Origin of the sequence: Chryseobacterium sp. G0201 (assembly GCF_003815655.1) — a bacterium.
Classification (GTDB): Bacteria; Bacteroidota; Bacteroidia; order Flavobacteriales; family Weeksellaceae; genus Chryseobacterium.
Genome location: NZ_CP033917.1, coordinates 809981 through 827264, shown reverse-complemented (window position 1 = coordinate 827264; position 17284 = coordinate 809981). Strand labels below are relative to the sequence as shown.

14 protein-coding genes are annotated in these 17284 nt (G+C 34.7%); 6 read left to right on the top strand and 8 right to left on the bottom strand.

Annotation, left to right across the window (positions count from 1 at the left end):
* Positions 1-37: 37 nt before the first annotated feature.
* Both EG348_RS03625 and EG348_RS03620 read right to left on the bottom strand, forming a co-directional pair.
* Entirely contained in the window at positions 38-1324 is a 1287-nt protein-coding gene (locus tag EG348_RS03625) for a CitMHS family transporter (protein ID WP_072410752.1), read from the bottom strand.
* 18 nt (positions 1325-1342) lie between these two features.
* Entirely contained in the window at positions 1343-2038 is a 696-nt protein-coding gene (locus EG348_RS03620) for a DUF2490 domain-containing protein (protein ID WP_072410751.1), read from the bottom strand.
* A gap of 150 nt (positions 2039-2188) precedes the next feature.
* Between EG348_RS03620 and EG348_RS03615 the strand changes: the two genes are divergently transcribed.
* Together EG348_RS03615 and EG348_RS03610 are read left to right on the top strand one after the other, a co-directional pair.
* Entirely contained in the window at positions 2189-3298 is a 1110-nt protein-coding gene (locus tag EG348_RS03615; protein WP_228414830.1) for a sensor histidine kinase, read from the top strand.
* Positions 3295-3993 (top strand): LytR/AlgR family response regulator transcription factor, encoded by a 699-nt coding sequence (locus EG348_RS03610; protein ID WP_123980757.1) that lies wholly within the window; start codon positions 3295-3297, stop codon positions 3991-3993. Before EG348_RS03615 ends, EG348_RS03610 begins: the two co-directional genes overlap by 4 nt.
* Positions 3994-4056: 63 nt before the next feature.
* Here EG348_RS03610 and EG348_RS03605 read toward each other — a convergent pair whose 3' ends face one another.
* From EG348_RS03605 to EG348_RS03595, 3 genes are all read right to left on the bottom strand, one after another.
* The gene (locus EG348_RS03605; protein ID WP_123980755.1) at positions 4057-4944 is read right to left on the bottom strand and encodes a hypothetical protein; all 888 of its coding nucleotides are present in this window, start codon (positions 4942-4944) and stop codon (positions 4057-4059) included.
* Between the two features lie 79 nt (positions 4945-5023).
* Positions 5024-7402: a M1 family metallopeptidase gene (locus tag EG348_RS03600; RefSeq protein ID WP_123980753.1), complete on the bottom strand. Its 2379-nt coding sequence runs from the start codon at positions 7400-7402 to the stop codon at positions 5024-5026.
* A 15-nt stretch (positions 7403-7417) separates the two neighbouring features.
* On the bottom strand, positions 7418-7789 hold the full coding sequence (locus EG348_RS03595) for a winged helix-turn-helix transcriptional regulator (protein ID WP_072410747.1): 372 nt from the start codon (positions 7787-7789) through the stop codon (positions 7418-7420).
* A gap of 137 nt (positions 7790-7926) precedes the next feature.
* On the opposite strand from EG348_RS03595, the gene EG348_RS03590 reads away from it, so the two are divergent.
* Complete coding sequence (locus tag EG348_RS03590) at positions 7927-9261, top strand: MFS transporter (protein WP_262696702.1); 1335 nt, start codon at positions 7927-7929, stop codon at positions 9259-9261.
* Here the strand turns inward: EG348_RS03590 and EG348_RS03585 are convergent.
* Positions 9241-9819 (bottom strand): HupE/UreJ family protein, encoded by a 579-nt coding sequence (locus tag EG348_RS03585; protein WP_123980749.1) that lies wholly within the window; start codon positions 9817-9819, stop codon positions 9241-9243. The two genes, EG348_RS03590 and EG348_RS03585, sit on opposite strands and share 21 nt — an antisense overlap.
* A 119-nt stretch (positions 9820-9938) precedes the next feature.
* Between EG348_RS03585 and EG348_RS03580 the strand changes: the two genes are divergently transcribed.
* The 3 genes from EG348_RS03580 (at position 9939) to EG348_RS03570 (ending at position 14914) form a co-directional block, all read left to right on the top strand.
* Complete coding sequence (locus tag EG348_RS03580; RefSeq protein ID WP_123980747.1) at positions 9939-13172, top strand: S8/S53 family peptidase; 3234 nt, start codon at positions 9939-9941, stop codon at positions 13170-13172.
* Positions 13173-13257: 85 nt separating this feature from the next.
* Positions 13258-13782 (top strand): DUF6702 family protein, encoded by a 525-nt coding sequence (locus tag EG348_RS03575; RefSeq protein WP_317126998.1) that lies wholly within the window; start codon positions 13258-13260, stop codon positions 13780-13782.
* A 322-nt stretch (positions 13783-14104) separates the two neighbouring features.
* Positions 14105-14914 (top strand): hypothetical protein, encoded by an 810-nt coding sequence (locus tag EG348_RS03570; RefSeq protein WP_123980745.1) that lies wholly within the window; start codon positions 14105-14107, stop codon positions 14912-14914.
* Between the two features lie 96 nt (positions 14915-15010).
* Here EG348_RS03570 and EG348_RS03565 read toward each other — a convergent pair whose 3' ends face one another.
* Both EG348_RS03565 and EG348_RS03560 read right to left on the bottom strand, forming a co-directional pair.
* A complete protein-coding gene (locus EG348_RS03565) occupies positions 15011-15610 on the bottom strand; it encodes an ACP phosphodiesterase (protein WP_123980743.1) in 600 nt (199 codons plus the stop codon).
* A gap of 84 nt (positions 15611-15694) precedes the next feature.
* Positions 15695-17242 (bottom strand): zinc-dependent metalloprotease, encoded by a 1548-nt coding sequence (locus tag EG348_RS03560; protein ID WP_123980741.1) that lies wholly within the window; start codon positions 17240-17242, stop codon positions 15695-15697.
* Positions 17243-17284: the final 42 nt, after the last annotated feature.

Here is a 17284-nt window from a genome sequence, read left to right as displayed (position 1 = left end):
TATATTCTTACCTGAATAAAGGTGTTTTTAATTAACATTAAATAATCCCAAGAATCAGCGCAGCCAATAACATTACAACAGAAGATCCGAGAGCCCATTTTAAAGTATATTTTAAATGATCTGAAAATTCTACGCCTGCAAGAGAAACCAGTAAATAAGTGGAAGGAACTAACGGGCTCAAAAGATGTGAACCCTGGCCAATAAGACTTGCTCTTCCCAATATCTCGGGAGAAATCCCCAACTGATGTCCGGTAGCTACAATGATGGGTAATATTCCAAAATAATAAGCATCATTAGATAAGAAAAAAGTAAACGGAATACTGAAAACAGCTGTAACGATATTCATGTAACCGCCCCAGCTTTTGGGTACTATTTCTATCATACTGTTTCCCATCGCCTGCATAATGCCTGAGCCATTTAGAATTCCTGTGAAAATTCCTGCTCCGAAGATCATTCCTGCGACTGATAAAGCATTACCTGCATGTTTGGAAATAATTTTTTGCTGATCTTTTAATTTTGGATAATTAATAATTGAAGCAATACAGAAAGCAATCATAAAAGCAATACCTAAAGGAACAAGATCAAGAATCATGACTACCAAAAGGGTAATCGTAAGAGCAAGATTGATAAGTATTAGTTTTGGACGTCGAAGCTTAAGATCTACTTCGCCGATAATATCATTCGTGTTATAGTTGGTATATTTTCCATGTTTGGCAATTCTTATTTTCTCTCTCCTGCCTAAAATATAAGCAACAAATATCACCCAAGCGATACCTATAGCCATAATAGGGATCATGGGAACAAATATTTCTGTATGCCCAAGCTTCAGAGAGCTCATTACCCTTGCCGTAGGACCTCCCCATGGAAGAATATTCATAATCTGCCCTGCAAGCATAATGATACAGGTAAGAACCAACGGATTCATACCTTGTTTTTTATAAAGAGGAAGCATTGCGGCAACCACAATTAAATAAGTAGAAGAACCATCACCATCCAATGATACCAACGCGGTAAGAACAGCTGTTCCAATGGTTGTTTTGATGGGGTTGTCACCCACAGTTTTCAGAATAATATTGACTAAAGGCTCAAATAATCCTGTGTCAATCATTAAACTGAAGTAAAGAATAGCAAAAATTAACATCACTCCGGTAAGAGCTATTTCTTTAACTCCATTTTTCATCATATCTCCGAGTTCAGGACCGAAGCCTGCAAAAAGAGCGATGACTACAGGGACGATAACCAAAGCTGTAAGCGGGGTCATTTTTTTGTTCATAATGAGCACCATAAAGATGATGATCATTAAAAATCCAAGGAATGTAAGCATAACTAAATGTATTTTGGGTTATCTGTTTTTTTCTTTTTTGCGCCAGTCGAAGCTGTTTCTAAATCCGATATATCCGTAATTACTGGTAGATCCGGTTTCGAGTTGGTTGATAAACGCAACTTCTATCGCTGAGTTTTTTCCGGTTTTTATTCCGATTCCTGCGGTTAAACGGTTGCTGTCGAACGGATCTTCTTTCACCACATTCATTCTGATCTCATTTTTCAGAATTCCGTAGAATTTTTCTTTTTCTCCGGCTTTGTTAAATGGAATTCTCAGGGAAATCAGGTAACGAAGCCTTACAATGAATTCGTCCGGATTACTGATGAAACGTTCTTCTACACGGAAACGGTGAGATATAGAGGTTCTCCCTATATTACCACCTAAGCTGACTTGTTGAAAAGGTCGTTTTTCATATCTTTCCTTTTTACTGTTATCAGATTTATAAGAATCCAAAACAAGGAACATAAATCCTGCAGCGGGTTTTACATCATTGGCAACTTCATAATCCACATATGCTGAAACCAGGAAAAGCCTTGTATCATAAGCCAGATCAAAAGAGCGGTATTGGGAAAGTGCTGTTAATGTACTTTTGTCTGTTAATCTTGCAGACATCAAATACTGAAACCACATGTTGTAATTGTCACGGCTTTGCGCGGCGGCTGAGGTGCAGAAACTTATCAGTAAAATGATAATTAATTTTAATTTAATCTTCATGTAATGTTTAATTAATATCTGTATTCTCAAATATATCCAGAAGGAGAAATCGCCGATTAATTTTTCAATCAATGACCGATTTTATCAGTAAACTGCATGATAAGGTTAAAAAGATGTTATATTTGGAAGACCGAAAATTCTATTTTTCAGATGTTTTTATTAGTAAATATTGTGGTTATATTGTTGGTTTTTAGAGTTTTATTTAATAATAAGATTCTAAAAATGCTGATGAAATACCGTTGGGGCTTTTTATTGAAGTTTCAGCATGTTTTCTTCTTTTTCGTTTTCATTTTGATCACTTTTTTCACCGAAAACTACTTTCTTGATGCTCCGGAATTAATTTGGTGTGTATTATTTGTAATTCTTTTCAATATTGGATTGTATTATTTGGTGTACTATTATCTTGTTCCGCAATTTTATTTATCCAATAAATATCCGCAGTTTATTTTGTATGCTTTGATCTGTTTTTTGGTATCTAGTCTTTTCAGAATTTTATTGGAGCCGGCAGTTTTTAAAATGAATTTTAATGAAACACTTTCCAATACCAAATTTCTATACAATGTGTATACAGAACAGGGAATTGTGATTCTCGTTGCCTCATTTTTAGGAATAACGAAAGATAAATTTTTAATAGAACAGGATTTTCAGGAATTAGGAGAAGAAAAAGACCAGTTACATCTGGATTTGCTAAAATCTAAATTGAATCCTCACTTTCTGCTGAATACACTGAATAACATTTATTCAAAAAGTTTTCATGCTTCAGAAAATACCTCAGAATCTATCTTGCAACTCAGCAAGCTGCTTCAATATGTAATATATGATACCAGTAAGGAAAAGATAAATATTGCTCAGGAGTTTTCGTCCATTCAATCGCTTGCCGGACTATATCAGTTAAAATACAACAACCTGCTGGATATTTCTTTTGATATTCAGGACGAAGAAACATTGGAATTAATTGAAATTCCGCCCTCAATTTTTCTTACTTTATTTGAAAATGCACTTAAGCATTCGGCTATCGGAATAGAATCTGACAGTTTTATAAAAGTCCAATACAAAATAGAAAATCAGGAGATATTTTTTGAAATTATAAATAGCATTGCTAAAAAGAAAATCCTTGTGAATAACGAAGATAATGGCGGATTGGGGAATGAAGCAGTAATGAGTATCTTAGAAAAAAATTATTCAGGTATATTTACTTTTATTTCTGCAGAAGGAGAGAATGAAGAATATCAGACCGTTTTAAAAATTAAATTATCATGACCAATTTGACAATAGTAAGTGTAGATGATGAATATCCTGCGTTGCAGCTTATTGAGCAGTACTGTGATCAAATAGAAGGGATAGACCTTATAAAAGGATTTCAAAACCCGGAAGAAGCATTAGAATATCTTCTGAAAAATAAAGTAGATCTTGTGATTCTGGATATCAATATGCCCTATATGAATGGGATTGAACTCTTGCAGCAGTTACCCTACAAACCTCTCTGCATATTCCTTACGCTGGAAACCCAATATGCTGTAAAAGCCTTTGAGTTGGATGTTGTGCATTATCTTGTGAAGCCTGTAGATTTTGAAACGTTTAAAAAAGCAGTCAATAAAGCAAAAGATTTTTTACAGTTTAAAAATTCAGCAGAGAATAAAAAGCAGGAGGATTTTATTATGTTTAAATCCAATTATATCATGAATAAAGTTTTCCTGGAAGATATTAAATGGATTCAGGGGTTTGGAGAATATATCGTCCTTATTACAGCTCTCAAAAAATACATGATTTTGGAACGAATGTCTAATTTTGAAGAGAAATTTCAAGACTTGGGATTTATCAGAATTCATAAATCATACATCGTTTTGTCATCTCATATCAGTTCTTATGATACAGGTAATGTTTATCTTAAAGACGGTGATAAACTTCCGTTAGGCAGAACGTATAAGAATTTCTTGAAAACGTATTTGAATTAAAAAAATTATTTAAGGTTTTTCATAAAAAAAATTCACTTATTATAAGTGAATTTTAAATGATAATTAATGGCATGTTTGCTCATAATCATCAAGCAGTTTTCGGTACATTTTTATGAATAATTCTGTTCTGAACTTCATATTGATTCTGGATGCTTCTGCACCTTTTTTTCCTTTAATTAAAGCTTTTCTTTCGGCTTCTGATTCTCTTTTGTTTTCTTTGAAAGTTTTGTTGGAGAAATAATCGCTTTGTCTTGCTTCATCCACTTTTTTCAGAAATTCAGGACAATCGGCGCCTACAATGTCGTATGCTTTATAAAACTTTTTATACAAAGTTTTCATATTGAATAAAGCGAAAGGACTTAATGAACTGTAATCTACCGGCGCAACGGCAAAAGTTTCGTCTGGTTTACTTAAATAGATCATCACATATGTAAGTTGGCAGTTGTCTTCGTTTCCATTAAATCCTGATGAAATGTTATCTCCAAAATCGGCTCTGCACATCATACTTCTATAGCCATACAGATTTATTTTCCCTTTTTGCATCAGCGGAAGCATCAATACTTTTCCTTCTGATTCCATTTCCAGGTCATTATTTATTTCTTTTACAAGACGTTTGTCGAGTTGAGATGTTTCCTGCGTGTCTTCATTTGTATAAATAAGGCTTTTTATATCTGAGACTGAAATCAATTGTACTTGAGTATCGCTTTTTGATGATTTAAATTTTACTTCCTTTCTGTCTAAATTAGCATACTTTGCGCCTTTTCCCATAAAGCTGAAAGTAGCAACATCCGGAAGCATAAAATCCTGAGCGAATCCCTTTTTTGTACTGCCGTCTTCCATTAGAATTTCAATGGGGATGAAATCTCTTTTTCCGGTGTAGAATTGTAAAGACTGAGCAAAAAAGCTCTGTGCTGAAAAGATAAATATCAACAATAAACTAAGTTTTTTCATGGGGGTTAAAAGTTTTTTATAAGTGGCAAATCTAAAAAAAAAGTATCCAGATTCTGAATACTTTTTAAAAATTATTTTTTTAGCTTTTCTTTCCTGCAGCCTGCATCGGATTTACTTTTCCGTTTGAGCCGCCTCTTACCGGGCCGTCTTGTTTTTGTTTAAATAATTGGAATTTCGAGCTTGTCGCAGAATTTCCGTCATTATTCCATACATTATTTGAAGTGTCAATATCCGCCGTTTCTCTCATCGGATCAAGCTGAATTGATTTTAATTTTTTATCAAAATAAAATGTTTTCGAAACTTTCTTTTCATTCTGTCTCCAGATTTGAGCTGAAGATTTGTCGTACAGTTTTGTGCCGTCCTCGAAAGTAAATTCAAGAATAACAGGCATTACCAATCCGCCTTTGTTGACGAAATCGATTTGATACGCTGTGATGTTTTTAAATTTATCCTTGTCTTTAGAATCTAAAGCTGCATTTTCATCTTTCTTTACAGTATACGTTTTGCTGTTGTCTACTTTTTCCTGACCTCTGTCGTAACGATAGTAGAAATCCTGAAGACTTTTATCTTTTTCTACATCAAAAGTGATGTTTTTATCTTCTCTGTTTCTGATTTTTGAAATATCTTCAAACTCGTTTTGTAAAGGCTTGTCAACAGTATAAGTTTCTTCTTTTGCCATTGGTATGGCATCTAAATCCGGGGTTGCGATGGTCACTTTATCTATGGCGATGTCTACAGGATCGGTTCCGTAAAACCAGCCTCTCCAGAACCAGTCTAAGTCTTCACCGCTCGCATCTTCCATCGTTCTGAAAAAATCTGCAGGCTCAGGATGTTTGAAAGCCCATCTTTTAGCATACGTTTTATACGCTTTGTCGAAAAGTTCTCTGCCCATAATAGTTTCACGAAGAATATTCAATCCTGTAGCAGGTTTAGAATAAGCATTCGGACCAAACTGAATAATATTTTCAGAATTACTCATGATAGGCTCCAGCTGATCTTTCGGAAGTTTCATATAATCAACGATTGTCCAAGCCGGACCGCGTTTTGAAGGGAATTTATTATCCCATTTTTCTTCCGTTAAATATTCTGTAAAAGTATTTAAACCTTCATCCATCCAGCTCCATTGTCTTTCGTCAGAATTAATGATCATCGGGAAGAAGTTATGTCCAACTTCATGAATCACAACGCCGATCATTCCGTTTTTTGTTCCTTCAGAATAGGTTCCGTCTTTTTCTGTTCTTCCGAAGTTGAAACAGATCATTGGATATTCCATTCCGTTGGCAGCTTCCACAGATTGTGCAACAGGATATGGATAAGGAATTGTAAATTCTGAGTATGTTTTGATGGTGTGCGCAACCGCCTTCGTTGAATATTTTCTATATAAAGCATAAGCTTCTTTTGGATAGAAACTCATGGCCATTACTTTATTATTGTTTTCTGGGATTGTTACGCGCATTCCGTCCCAAACGAATTTTCTCGATGAGGTCCAGGCGAAATCTCTTACATCATTTGCTTCAAAATTCCATGTTTTTCTTTGTTTTGAATGATTTTTTTCTGCTTTTTTAGCTTCATCCAACGTAACGATTTCTATGGGTTCGTTTGCACTTTCGGCTTTTCTGTATCTTCCTAATTGATCCGATGTCAACACCTGATCGTAATTTTTACATTCTCCGGTTCCGCCTACAATATGATCTGCGGGAACGTTCATGGAAACTTTAAAATTTCCGAAAACTAAAGCAAATTCGCCTCTTCCTGTGAACTGATGATTCTGCCATCCATGGAAATCGCTGTAAACGCACATTCTCGGATACCATTGTGTCATGGTGTAAAGATCATTTCCGTCTTCCGGAAAGTTTTCATAACCGCCGCGACCGCCCATTTTCATACGGTTTGGAATATTGTAATTCCAATCTACTTTAAAAACAAGCTGTTCTCCTTTCTTTAAAACCTTAGGCAGATCAATACGCATCATCGTTTTATTCACCGTATATTTTAGTGGATTTCCGGATGCATCGGTCACTTTTTCAAGGTTTACACCGTATCCATTATCTTTTACAGGAAGATCTGTCATTTTTAATTGTTGATCGTTTGTAGATTGCGGAATTGTAGATGAAAACTGAAAATCTGCTTTTTTAACAGTAGATTGTTGATTTTCATCTAATTGTAGCCAGATGTAATCCAGATCGTCGGGAGAGTTGTTGTAATAGGTGATGGTTTCGGAACCTTTTAAATTCCTTTTATCTTCATCAAGATAAGCGGTGATATTATAATCGGCTCTGTTTTGCCAATATCCGTGTCCCGGAGCTCCGGAAGCTGTTCTGTAAATATTGGGAGTAGGAAGAATTGTACCTAATTGCTCAAATCTGTTTCCGTGGTTGCTTCCAGGGTTATTTTGAATGTTTTGTGCAACAATACCCACGCTACAAAAAGAGAGTATAAAAAGGATATTAAATTTCATAGCTGCTAATGTTTATTAATTGTTTTTAGGAAAGGCTAACCACCAGTCTTCCATTGATTTTATGATCGGTAATAAGGCAATGCCTTTTTCTGTTAATTTGTATTCCACTCTGGGTGGTATTTCGGCATAGGCGATTCGCAGGATAATTCCGTCATTTTCCATTTCTTTTAAAATTGTACTTAAAGTTCCCTGTGCAAGATTATCTAATTCTCGTTTCAAAACTCCGAATCTTTTCGGGCAGTCATTGGCGATGATTTTGATCAGAGAGATCTTCCATTTTCCATTAATTAGCTTCAAAGCATGTTCTGCGTAGCAGTTATTTGCTAAAAACAGAAAATTTTCTGTGCAGCTAATGGTTTCATTATCAGAATTAGTACTAAAATTCATACTGAGTATGTTTTTTTTACCTACTTGACAGCAGGGATGGATGTTGTTACTTTTGAAGTGGTAAAGTTAAAATTTTATCAATAAATATGAGGAATTTTCGAGAGTTTAACAAATGGTTGAGTTTAATAGTGATCTCAATGTCAATTTTTTTATGTGTTTTAGATCTTTTTATAGTAAATATTGCAATACCGTCAATAAGAAATTCTTTACAGGCTAATTCTGCCGAGGCGCAGTTTATTATTGTGTTTTATATTATCGGATATGGTGCTTTTTTGATTACCGGAAGTAAAATTGGAAATAAATTTGGTCATAAAAAGACCTTTATAGCTTCAATGTTTAGCTTTATGCTGTTTTCATTGTTATGCGGTATCTCGAGTTCTGCGATCGAACTGAATGTAAGCAGACTTTTTCAGGGGATTTCGGCGGCTTTTATGGTTCCGCAAGGGGTAGCTTTAATATCCAGCGTTTTTGAAGTTGAAGAAGAAAGAGTAAAAGCACTTGGCATTTATGGCGCAATTGCAGGTATAGCTTCGGTGGTTGGGCAGGTGTTTGGGGGCATCATTCCGGATCTTAATTTTAGTTTTGATGCGTGGCGACTTGTTTTCTTTATTAATATTCCGCTTGCGCTTCTAGTGATTATTTTAGCTAAAAAATATTTGAAAGAAGTTGAAATAAAGACCAAAGAATCAATCCAGATACTTCCTCAGATCATCTTAATAATTTTATTAATAATTCTGATGTACGAGATTGTTGCCGGCGGGGAAGAAGGATGGAGTGGAAGTCATATTTTATTAATGCTTTTATCTGTAACTGGTTTTATCATTTTTATTTTTCATCAAAAAAGTAAATTTAAACAAGGAAAAGAAGTTCTTATCAATATGCAGCCTTTTTTCTATCCGAGTTTTAAAATAGCGCTTTTAGCAGCGGTTACTTATTATTTAGTTCAGGATTCTTACTTTTTTGTCAATGCCAATTTTCTTGAAGAACAGCATCATTTGAGTTCTACGAAAACTGGGTTGTTGTTTGCCTGTCAAGGTGTTGGATATGTTATCGCATCACTTTTATCTGTGAGATTTTTAAATAAATATCAGGAGAAATTTATTATTTTCGGTTTAGTTATAATGGTTGCAGGACTTATCGGGCATATTTATACGATTGGTACATCAACTGTCAATTTTCAGGCGACGATTGTTGTTTTGTTTTTTTATGGTATTGGCTGTGGAATTGTTTTGCCCTCAATGTTCACCAATGCGATGCGGAAATTACCGGTTTCTATAACGTCAATTGCCACAGGAGTTTATTTGACGATACAGCAAATTTCTGTGGGATTTGGGGTAAGCCTGGTCGGACGTATCTATTTTAACTTTACGAATGGATATTTAATGGCCGTGTATGCCATGATCTTTTTACTATTAATAACTATAAGTATATTTTTGATTTCTGAATTTAAATTAAAAAGGAATTCTTTCTAAAGCCATTTTTAAGGATAATGCAAATACACCGGACGAAACAAATAAGATCCAGTCTTTTTTATTCACCTTGAAAATTTTAAGTAAAATAAAAAGGAGAATTAAAATTGCAAAAACAATCACGATCTGCCCCAATTCCAAACCAATATTGAAACCTAAAAGCGGAAAAAAAATACTTTGACTTTTCGCGATCATTACTCTTGCGGTATTCGCAAAGCCCATGCCGTGGATCAAGCCGAAAATTAAGGCTAAATAATAATTCAATTTCATTAAACCGTTCTTTTTATTTTTCATTAAAATATTACCTAATGAAGTTACAACAATCGTCACCGGAATCAAAAACTCTACCCAATTTGAAGAAACTCTTACAATATCTAAAATACTTAAAGCCAACGTAATGGAATGGCCAATGGTAAATGCAGTTACCAAGATTAGAATTTTCTTCCAATCATTATAAGAATAAATTGCGATTAATGCTAAAACAAACAACTGATGATCAAGCGCATCAAGAGATATAATATGTTCCCAGCCTAATTTTAAATAAAATATAAAGTCCTGCATAAATTGTAATAAATTAAATAATTATTTGATATTTTAGATGTTTAAATTTTAATAATATCTGTTAATTAGCTATAAAATAAATAAAAATTGTATAATTGTATTGTTTAAAATTACGCAACATGGATTTAAAAAAACTATTATTTACAAAAGTACATATTCCTGTTACAGGAAGGAATACTTTAAGAAATGTAGCTGCTATTTTTCTAGGCCTTTCATCGTATGGAATGTTTGGGCAGGTTCAAAAATTGGACTCTAGATTTGAAATTTTGTTGAAAAACAAAGATAAAATATCAAAAGGAATTGAAATTAAAGATTTCGATCGTCCTGAAATGCAGCTTGATAAACATTTGGTGGTGACTTCAAAAGGAGCACAAACAATGTATTCTTGTATCATTTATACAAAAACACCTGAAAAATTAAAGGCTGATGGATTTTTAGTTCAAAGCCAACTTCCTAATTTCGTTACCGCACTGGTCGGAATAGAGGATATTGAAAAACTGACTCAGCTTCCTTATGTAACTTCTGTGATGGCTCCAACTTTTGATATTCTTCATAATGATGTTAGCCGTGCACAATCCGGAGCCAGTCTTTTACAGGATGGAGCTTTTAACAATACTTCATACGTAGGAACCGGAGTTTTGGTTGGAGTTTATGATACGGGTATCGATTGGAAGCACCCGGATTTTAGAAGTGCTACAGATCAGACGAAAAGTAGGATTTATTCAATTTGGGATCAGACATTAACACCTCAGGGATCAGAAACCTCGCCAACCGGATTTGCTACAGGAGTAGAATATACAAGAGCACAGATTGAAGATGAATTGGATGGTACACCAGCCAATTTTGTCCGTGAAAATGATACCAACGGCCACGGAACTCACGTGTCCGGAACAGCAGCAGGAAACGGATCTGCATTTGCCGATAAGAGACATAAAGGTTTTGCTCCCGGAGCAGATATTATTTTTGTAAAAGGTGGGAATGGATCTTTCCCAACGACCAATACCATTAATGCATTAACTTATTTTAAAAATGTAGCAACAGCCCTAAACAAGCCTATTGTTGTGAATATGAGTATCGGAGGCCAAGGATCTGCTCATGATGGTACGGGAAGTCATGAAGTAGCAGTCAATGCATTTACTGCTTCAGGTCCCGGTAGAGTAGTAGTCATCTCTGCAGGTAATGATTATGGAGGAAATATTCACAGAACTGTTGATATAGCACCTAATGCAGCTCAAACCTATACATTTACGGTAGCGAGTAACACTTCGGCAGCTTCAGTTTTTTCATTTTTGATGTATGCTAACGATGATAGCCCTGTAACAGCTAAATTAACGGCACCAGACGGGCAGCAATATACTCAGAATATTACTACAAATACAGCACACAGTGTTCTGGGAGGAGGATTAACGGCTACCATGTATAATTATTGGGGGACAGATAATAATAAAAGATATGTACAGTTAGTTGTCAGCAGAAATACAGGTTCTACAACCAATGCACAAGGAACATATACGTTAGAAATCACAAATAACGGTGCTCAACAAATAACAACACATGGCTGGCTGTACAGTCAGGGAGTAGCAACTACGTTGACAAATGGTAATAATGAATACATTGTGGGTTCACCAGGAAATGCATCCAGTGCCATTACGGTAGCTTCTTACATGGGAAGAGCGAGTTGGTACACTGCTGCAGGAGGTTATTATGTTCTTACTCCACAGGAATCTATTTCATCATTTAGTTCTCAAGGACCTAGGGTGGATGGTTTTCAAAAACCGGAAATAACCGGATCCGGACAAAATGTGATCTCCGCAAGATCAAGCAACTCTGCACCAGGAGCTACCGATATCATTAACGGAACCACTTATTATGTGAAAAATCAAGGAACGAGTATGTCTTCACCGGGTGTTGCAGGAGCTGTAGCTTTATTACTTCAGGCAAATCCTACTTTAACGGCGGCTGCAGTAAAAAGCAGATTGACTGTTAATGCCAGAAAAGACGGAGCAACAGGAAACATTCCAAATCCAAGATGGGGCTTTGGTAAATTAGATATTTATAAAGCTGTTACAGATGAGTTAAATTGTGTAGAATCAAATTTTGAAACCGTTACATATGACGAACCTTACATCATTGCCAATACAGAAAACAATAACTTTTTTGATAACACAGCTCTAGCTGTTCGTTATACACCAACATTAACGGGTAAATTGGGCGGTTTCTCATTCCTTACAGGAACGTCTGCAATTCCTAGTGATATGGCGGTTGATATCCAAGTAAGAAAAGTAGATACAAACGGAAATCCGGGTGATATTATTGCGACTAAAACTGTTTCTTCATGGGTAAATGACATTCAGAGATTTACCTGGAACTATGTTAATTTATCAGATTTAAATATTCAAACCGTTACAGGTAAAGATTTCTACATCGTTATCAATGGTTTGAGTGGAAGAATTGCTATGAAAAACGAATCTGCTGTAGTAAATAACAGATCAAAAACATCTACAGACGGAACGACCTGGACGGCAAGAACGTTTGATCTTAAAATGAGAGCTACTGTCTACGAAAATGTAGCAGAAGTTAAAGTTTTAGCAACAGCAAATCAAACCAAATTGGCTCCGGTAGCAGTAGGATACAATTATTTTGTAAACAACTGTCAGTTAATTTCAAGAGTCGAAAAAGAAACGGCAAGTACAGTTGCAGGAAATGTGACTTCTAAAGTTTGGGTTGATAATGCACAGCCTAATTATGTATCAAGAAGATTCGAAATTAATCCTGAAAATAATCCTACAACCACTACAGGAAAAGTGACATTATACTTCAAACAGGCAGAATTTGATGCTTACAATCTTACCAATGCGGTTAAATTACCAACTTCAAGTACAGATAATGCCAATAAAGCCAATCTTATTGTTGAAAAATATACAGGAACAAGTGCGAGCAATACAGGTACAGTAGCTTCTTTTGGAAGTGCAGCCACTGTAATTACTCCAAATATTGCTGATATTGTTTGGAATGAAACCTATCAATATTGGGAAGTAAGCTTCCAGACAACAGGATTTGGAGGTTATTTTGTGAAAACAAATTCTACTACCTTAGGTGTTAACGACACAAAAGACAATTCAGGAGTAAATGTATATCCTAACCCGGCCAAAAGCGTTGTAAACGTTAGTCTGGGTAAAGCTTCTAAAGCGACTGTTACTGTACATGATGCTTCAGGTAAGCTTGTTAGAAATGCAGATATTACTTCCACTTCTAATAAAGTAAATGTATCTGATCTGGTAAGCGGAACATACGTATTCACAATTACTTTAGATAACAATTCTAAAGTGGTTAAAAAGATCATTAAAGAATAATATCATAATAATTTTTTACAATTAAAGAGTGACAGTTGATAACTGTCGCTCTTTTTTTATATTTGTTTAAAATAATGTAAAGTCAATGTTTTTGAAGCTTAATTTTTTGTTTATAGCACTTTCTCTTTTGTTTCCTCTTAAATTCAATGATTTGAAGGCTACAGGAGAATTTCATCCCTATCATGTAGGTTCTGTGGAAATTAATTATAATTCAAAATCAAGAACATTTGAAATTACCGGACGTTTTTTTCTTGATGACCTGGAAAATGGATTAAGCAAAAAATACGGTAAACCTTTTCATTTTAATGATGAAAAATATAAAGCTCAGATTAATGAAGCATTAAAAAATTATTCAGCGGAGTATTTCAAGTTAAAAGCAGATAATAAATTCTTAAAGGTAAGTTACATTGGCTATGAAGAAGACAGTGAATCTGTAAATGTCTTCTTAGAATCTGAAACTCTTCCTGCTCCTAAAAAGGTAGAGGCAGCGGTCAGCCTGCTGTACAATCTGTTTGATGACCAAATCAACATAGTTCATATTATTGTAAGCGGAAACCGAAAAAGCGAAAAACTTTCTTATCCCAATCGCTATCTATTTCAGCAATTTTAATTGATATTTTTTTGAAAAGATAAAGTTTCCATATCACTTTGGAAATGATAAACTTTTCAAAGTGGCAGATGTTTTTTATAACAAAGGAAAATGTTGACGATAATTTTAAATCTATAATTAGTGATATAATCTGATTTAAAGGTATTTATAAATTATAATTAATATTTATTAATAAAATTTGAATTATAAATAAAAAATATTATATTTGTTTTAACACAAAGTGACATTTTTTATATAATATTAACATTTCGTATAAAAATCAAACATTGTCTTCCAAAATCACTTGACGTAGAAAAAAATACAAACTTAAAATAAACTTATTATGAAATTTAAAAATTATCTCTTAATAATATTGCTAACATCAAGCAGTATTTTTTACGCCCAAATAGGGATTAATACAACTAATCCGCAAGGTGTTTTCAATATCGATGCTGGAAAAGATAATCCTGCTACGGGTACTCCCACAGTAGCTCAGCAAGCAAATGATATGAATGTAACAGCTACCGGAAATGTAGGTATAGGGCTTACAACGCCCACCAATAAGCTTCATGTAAATGCAACTGATCCGTTGCGTTTGCAAGGTACAACTGTAGGAGTTACGACAACGGACCGCCTCATGGTACTAGATGCTACCGGAGTGGTTAAAACAATTGGGACTTTGAGTTCTTTATCGATCCCAAATCCTGCTATTTTCAGATTAGATACGACTCAGAATAATTTTTTAACTGCGCAGCCATCCGGCGGTTCTCAAGTTGTCCCTATGTCTGTTGTAAAAAATTCAATACCGGGACTTACCTATAATACAACAACTAGTACTATCACCTTTCCTGCCGGAACTTACCAAATGACATTTGTATATGAGGCTATACATAATAGTACGGGATGTACTATAAGCTCATATTTTATAGATTTTCCTCTAAATGCTACTACACAGAGAGTTCATAATACGTCTTCTCATCTTCAAGGATCGCTTTCCGTTCATGGTAATACTATAACCTATGCTACGACACTTCCTGCAGGAAAAACATGGCAAATACAATTAGGTAGAGGTCAATCCGGTAACTGTAGTGGAGCGGGTATGGACCTAGTTGGAGTGTCTACTCAGTTATTGGTATTCAGAATAGGGGATTAATTTTTTTCAGGCACAAATAATTCTACAAACACAAACAACATATATGTTCCCAAATATTGAAAAACACTTACGCAAGTAAGTGTTTTTTATTTATCATTAAAAAGGATTTTCTATTTTTAATTGGGAATTGACAGCTTGTGCATGAACCAATAAATCTGGAAAAAATGCATTATAACATTCCTGAAGAATTTCTTTGTTTTGAAGAAATAGTTCAAAAACAGGAAGGTCTTTATCCAGATATTTTGCTTTGTTGAGAACATTCTGAATACTGAATTTAATTCCCCAATCTTCACGGTAATTATAAAGCCAGTCATCATGTTCCATTTTTACCAGCATTTTCTTAAAATTTTCGGGAAGCCATTTTTCGTTTTGGTTAAGAATACGATATACTCGTAAAGAATGTTCTTTCCAGCCTTGAAGCGAGTTCAGTGTTAAATCATTTGCTAAAAAATAATCCATCGAGACATCTACAAACGCTCCGGAATACAATCTTACCAACGGACTGAAAACTTTTTTAGCCTCATGTAGTGCGGGATGAGCATCTGTAAACGTATCAATAGCTCTGTGCAGGGTAATCCCGTCCTGAATATCTTTAGGAAAAGAAAAACGGTCTTTGTTTCGGATAAAATCTTCCAGAAACTGTCCGACGATTTGTCCGTCCGAAAAAGTGAGAAAAGAATGAGCCAGATAATTCATACTACAAGGTAAGGCTTAAAATTGAAAATCCTCCGAATAAAATTAAAATATTCGGAGGATTTTGATTGTTTAATTATGTGAAAACTATTTAACGATAAATTTTTTACTACCTATCAATGAGCCTTTGTCATCATAAATATTTAAAAAATATCCTCCGGAATTGAATCCTTTTAAATTAATATTTCTTTCTGTTGTTGTCTGAACAAGCTGTCCTGCATTATTAAAGATTTTAAATGAATACTTTTCATCATCACGTAACGAAATGGTAATTACATCCTTTGCAGGATTTGGATATAACGTAAATTCTTTTGTATTAGAAGGCGTTTCTGATGTGGATAAAATATCTGCTGAAATTGCCGGCATAAAATTAGAAACCACACACGCAAAACGTGAAAATCCATAAGCTTCATTGGATGGATTTGTATTTCCAATAGCAATTCCTGTAGGTTCAGAATTATAATTAACACTTGGGTTCGCCCAACGGTTGATTCTAGTACAGTTAAATCCAGCTGCTGAACATTCGTCATTATAAGCCATAATCGTTCTCCATCGCTGAGAAGAAGTACTTGACGTTCCCGAATTAATTGCCGTTCTGTTTACATATCCATGATGATGACTGCAAGGAGTTGTGCTTGTATTCACATACCAATCGTGCTGTAATCCCATATTATGTCCCAATTCATGCGCCAAAGAATAATTGGAAACCGCACAATTATAAAGACTCACACAGAATCCGTTAGCACCGCTGTAATTGGTAGCATTAGTATTTACGTAACCCAATCCGCAGGTATTCGTAGGAGTTCCGGTAACCAAGGCAACCAGATCGGCTCCATAAGTTGTTCTTAAGGTGTGAACAGTGTCCATATACCCATCATTATTAGTTCTTAACCTGGTAAGATCTGTACTGATATTTCCGGGTTCAGTATAAGCGATCTCTCCGGAATAGACCAGATTAATTGTCACATTGGAAACACCCGAATTGGTTAAAGCTGTATTAAAATTAGTAATAGCAGTCGCTATAAAAGAGTTACTCTGGGAAACTCCGCCCCAGGCAGTTCTTGCTGCTGAGGTATACACAACCATCACATCAACGCGTGAAGCTGCACAAACAGGAGTTGTAGAAAGACAAACATTAGAATTTACTTTTCCAAATCCGGGAAGGGTAGAGTCTAAAATTTGATCATCTTTAGAATCCTGATCCAGAATTTTCTGATCACTTACCATTGATAAAGCGAAAATATCACCATTTGTTTGATGAAACATCACTTTTTCTCCCGTACTCGGAGCATACATTCCGGTTACAATATTGTCATATTTTGAAAATACTAAATCCGATTGTGGTTCGTTTTCAATTTTGTAGACATAAGATTCACTTTTATTGCTATAAGTTAAAACTCTATCAAATTTTGCAATGATCGGTTTATTGTCGGGTAAATTAATTTTGAGATCAGAATCTAAATTAAAGACAGACTGTTTGTAATATTTCGTTGAAATATAACTCGAAGCAAGCTCTTTTGTGATCTTCTGATCATCAGATAAACTTCCCTCATTAACAGGATTTTGAAAAACACCAATTTGTGCTGACAATAGATTAACGCAGCAAACAAGTAGAATAATAAAATTTGTTTTCATGTGTACTTAAGTTTAAAGGTTATTGATACATAAAGATATGTA

Bases quoted from the DNA above. Each gene is read 5' to 3' on its own strand.
- EG348_RS03625 (WP_072410752.1), bottom strand. From the start codon at position 1,324: ATGCTTACATTCCTTGGATTTTTAATGATCATCATCTTTATGGTGCTC.
- EG348_RS03620 (WP_072410751.1), bottom strand. From the start codon at position 2,038: ATGAAGATTAAATTAAAATTAATTATCATTTTACTGATAAGTTTCTGC.
- EG348_RS03615 (WP_228414830.1), top strand. From the start codon at position 2,189: ATGTTTTTATTAGTAAATATTGTGGTTATATTGTTGGTTTTTAGAGTT.
- EG348_RS03610 (WP_123980757.1), top strand. From the start codon at position 3,295: ATGACCAATTTGACAATAGTAAGTGTAGATGATGAATATCCTGCGTTG.
- EG348_RS03605 (WP_123980755.1), bottom strand. From the start codon at position 4,944: ATGAAAAAACTTAGTTTATTGTTGATATTTATCTTTTCAGCACAGAGC.
- EG348_RS03600 (WP_123980753.1), bottom strand. From the start codon at position 7,402: ATGAAATTTAATATCCTTTTTATACTCTCTTTTTGTAGCGTGGGTATT.
- EG348_RS03595 (WP_072410747.1), bottom strand. From the start codon at position 7,789: ATGAATTTTAGTACTAATTCTGATAATGAAACCATTAGCTGCACAGAA.
- EG348_RS03590 (WP_262696702.1), top strand. From the start codon at position 7,927: ATGTCAATTTTTTTATGTGTTTTAGATCTTTTTATAGTAAATATTGCA.
- EG348_RS03585 (WP_123980749.1), bottom strand. From the start codon at position 9,819: ATGCAGGACTTTATATTTTATTTAAAATTAGGCTGGGAACATATTATA.
- EG348_RS03580 (WP_123980747.1), top strand. From the start codon at position 9,939: ATGGATTTAAAAAAACTATTATTTACAAAAGTACATATTCCTGTTACA.
- EG348_RS03575 (WP_317126998.1), top strand. From the start codon at position 13,258: ATGTTTTTGAAGCTTAATTTTTTGTTTATAGCACTTTCTCTTTTGTTT.
- EG348_RS03570 (WP_123980745.1), top strand. From the start codon at position 14,105: ATGAAATTTAAAAATTATCTCTTAATAATATTGCTAACATCAAGCAGT.
- EG348_RS03565 (WP_123980743.1), bottom strand. From the start codon at position 15,610: ATGAATTATCTGGCTCATTCTTTTCTCACTTTTTCGGACGGACAAATC.
- EG348_RS03560 (WP_123980741.1), bottom strand. From the start codon at position 17,242: ATGAAAACAAATTTTATTATTCTACTTGTTTGCTGCGTTAATCTATTG.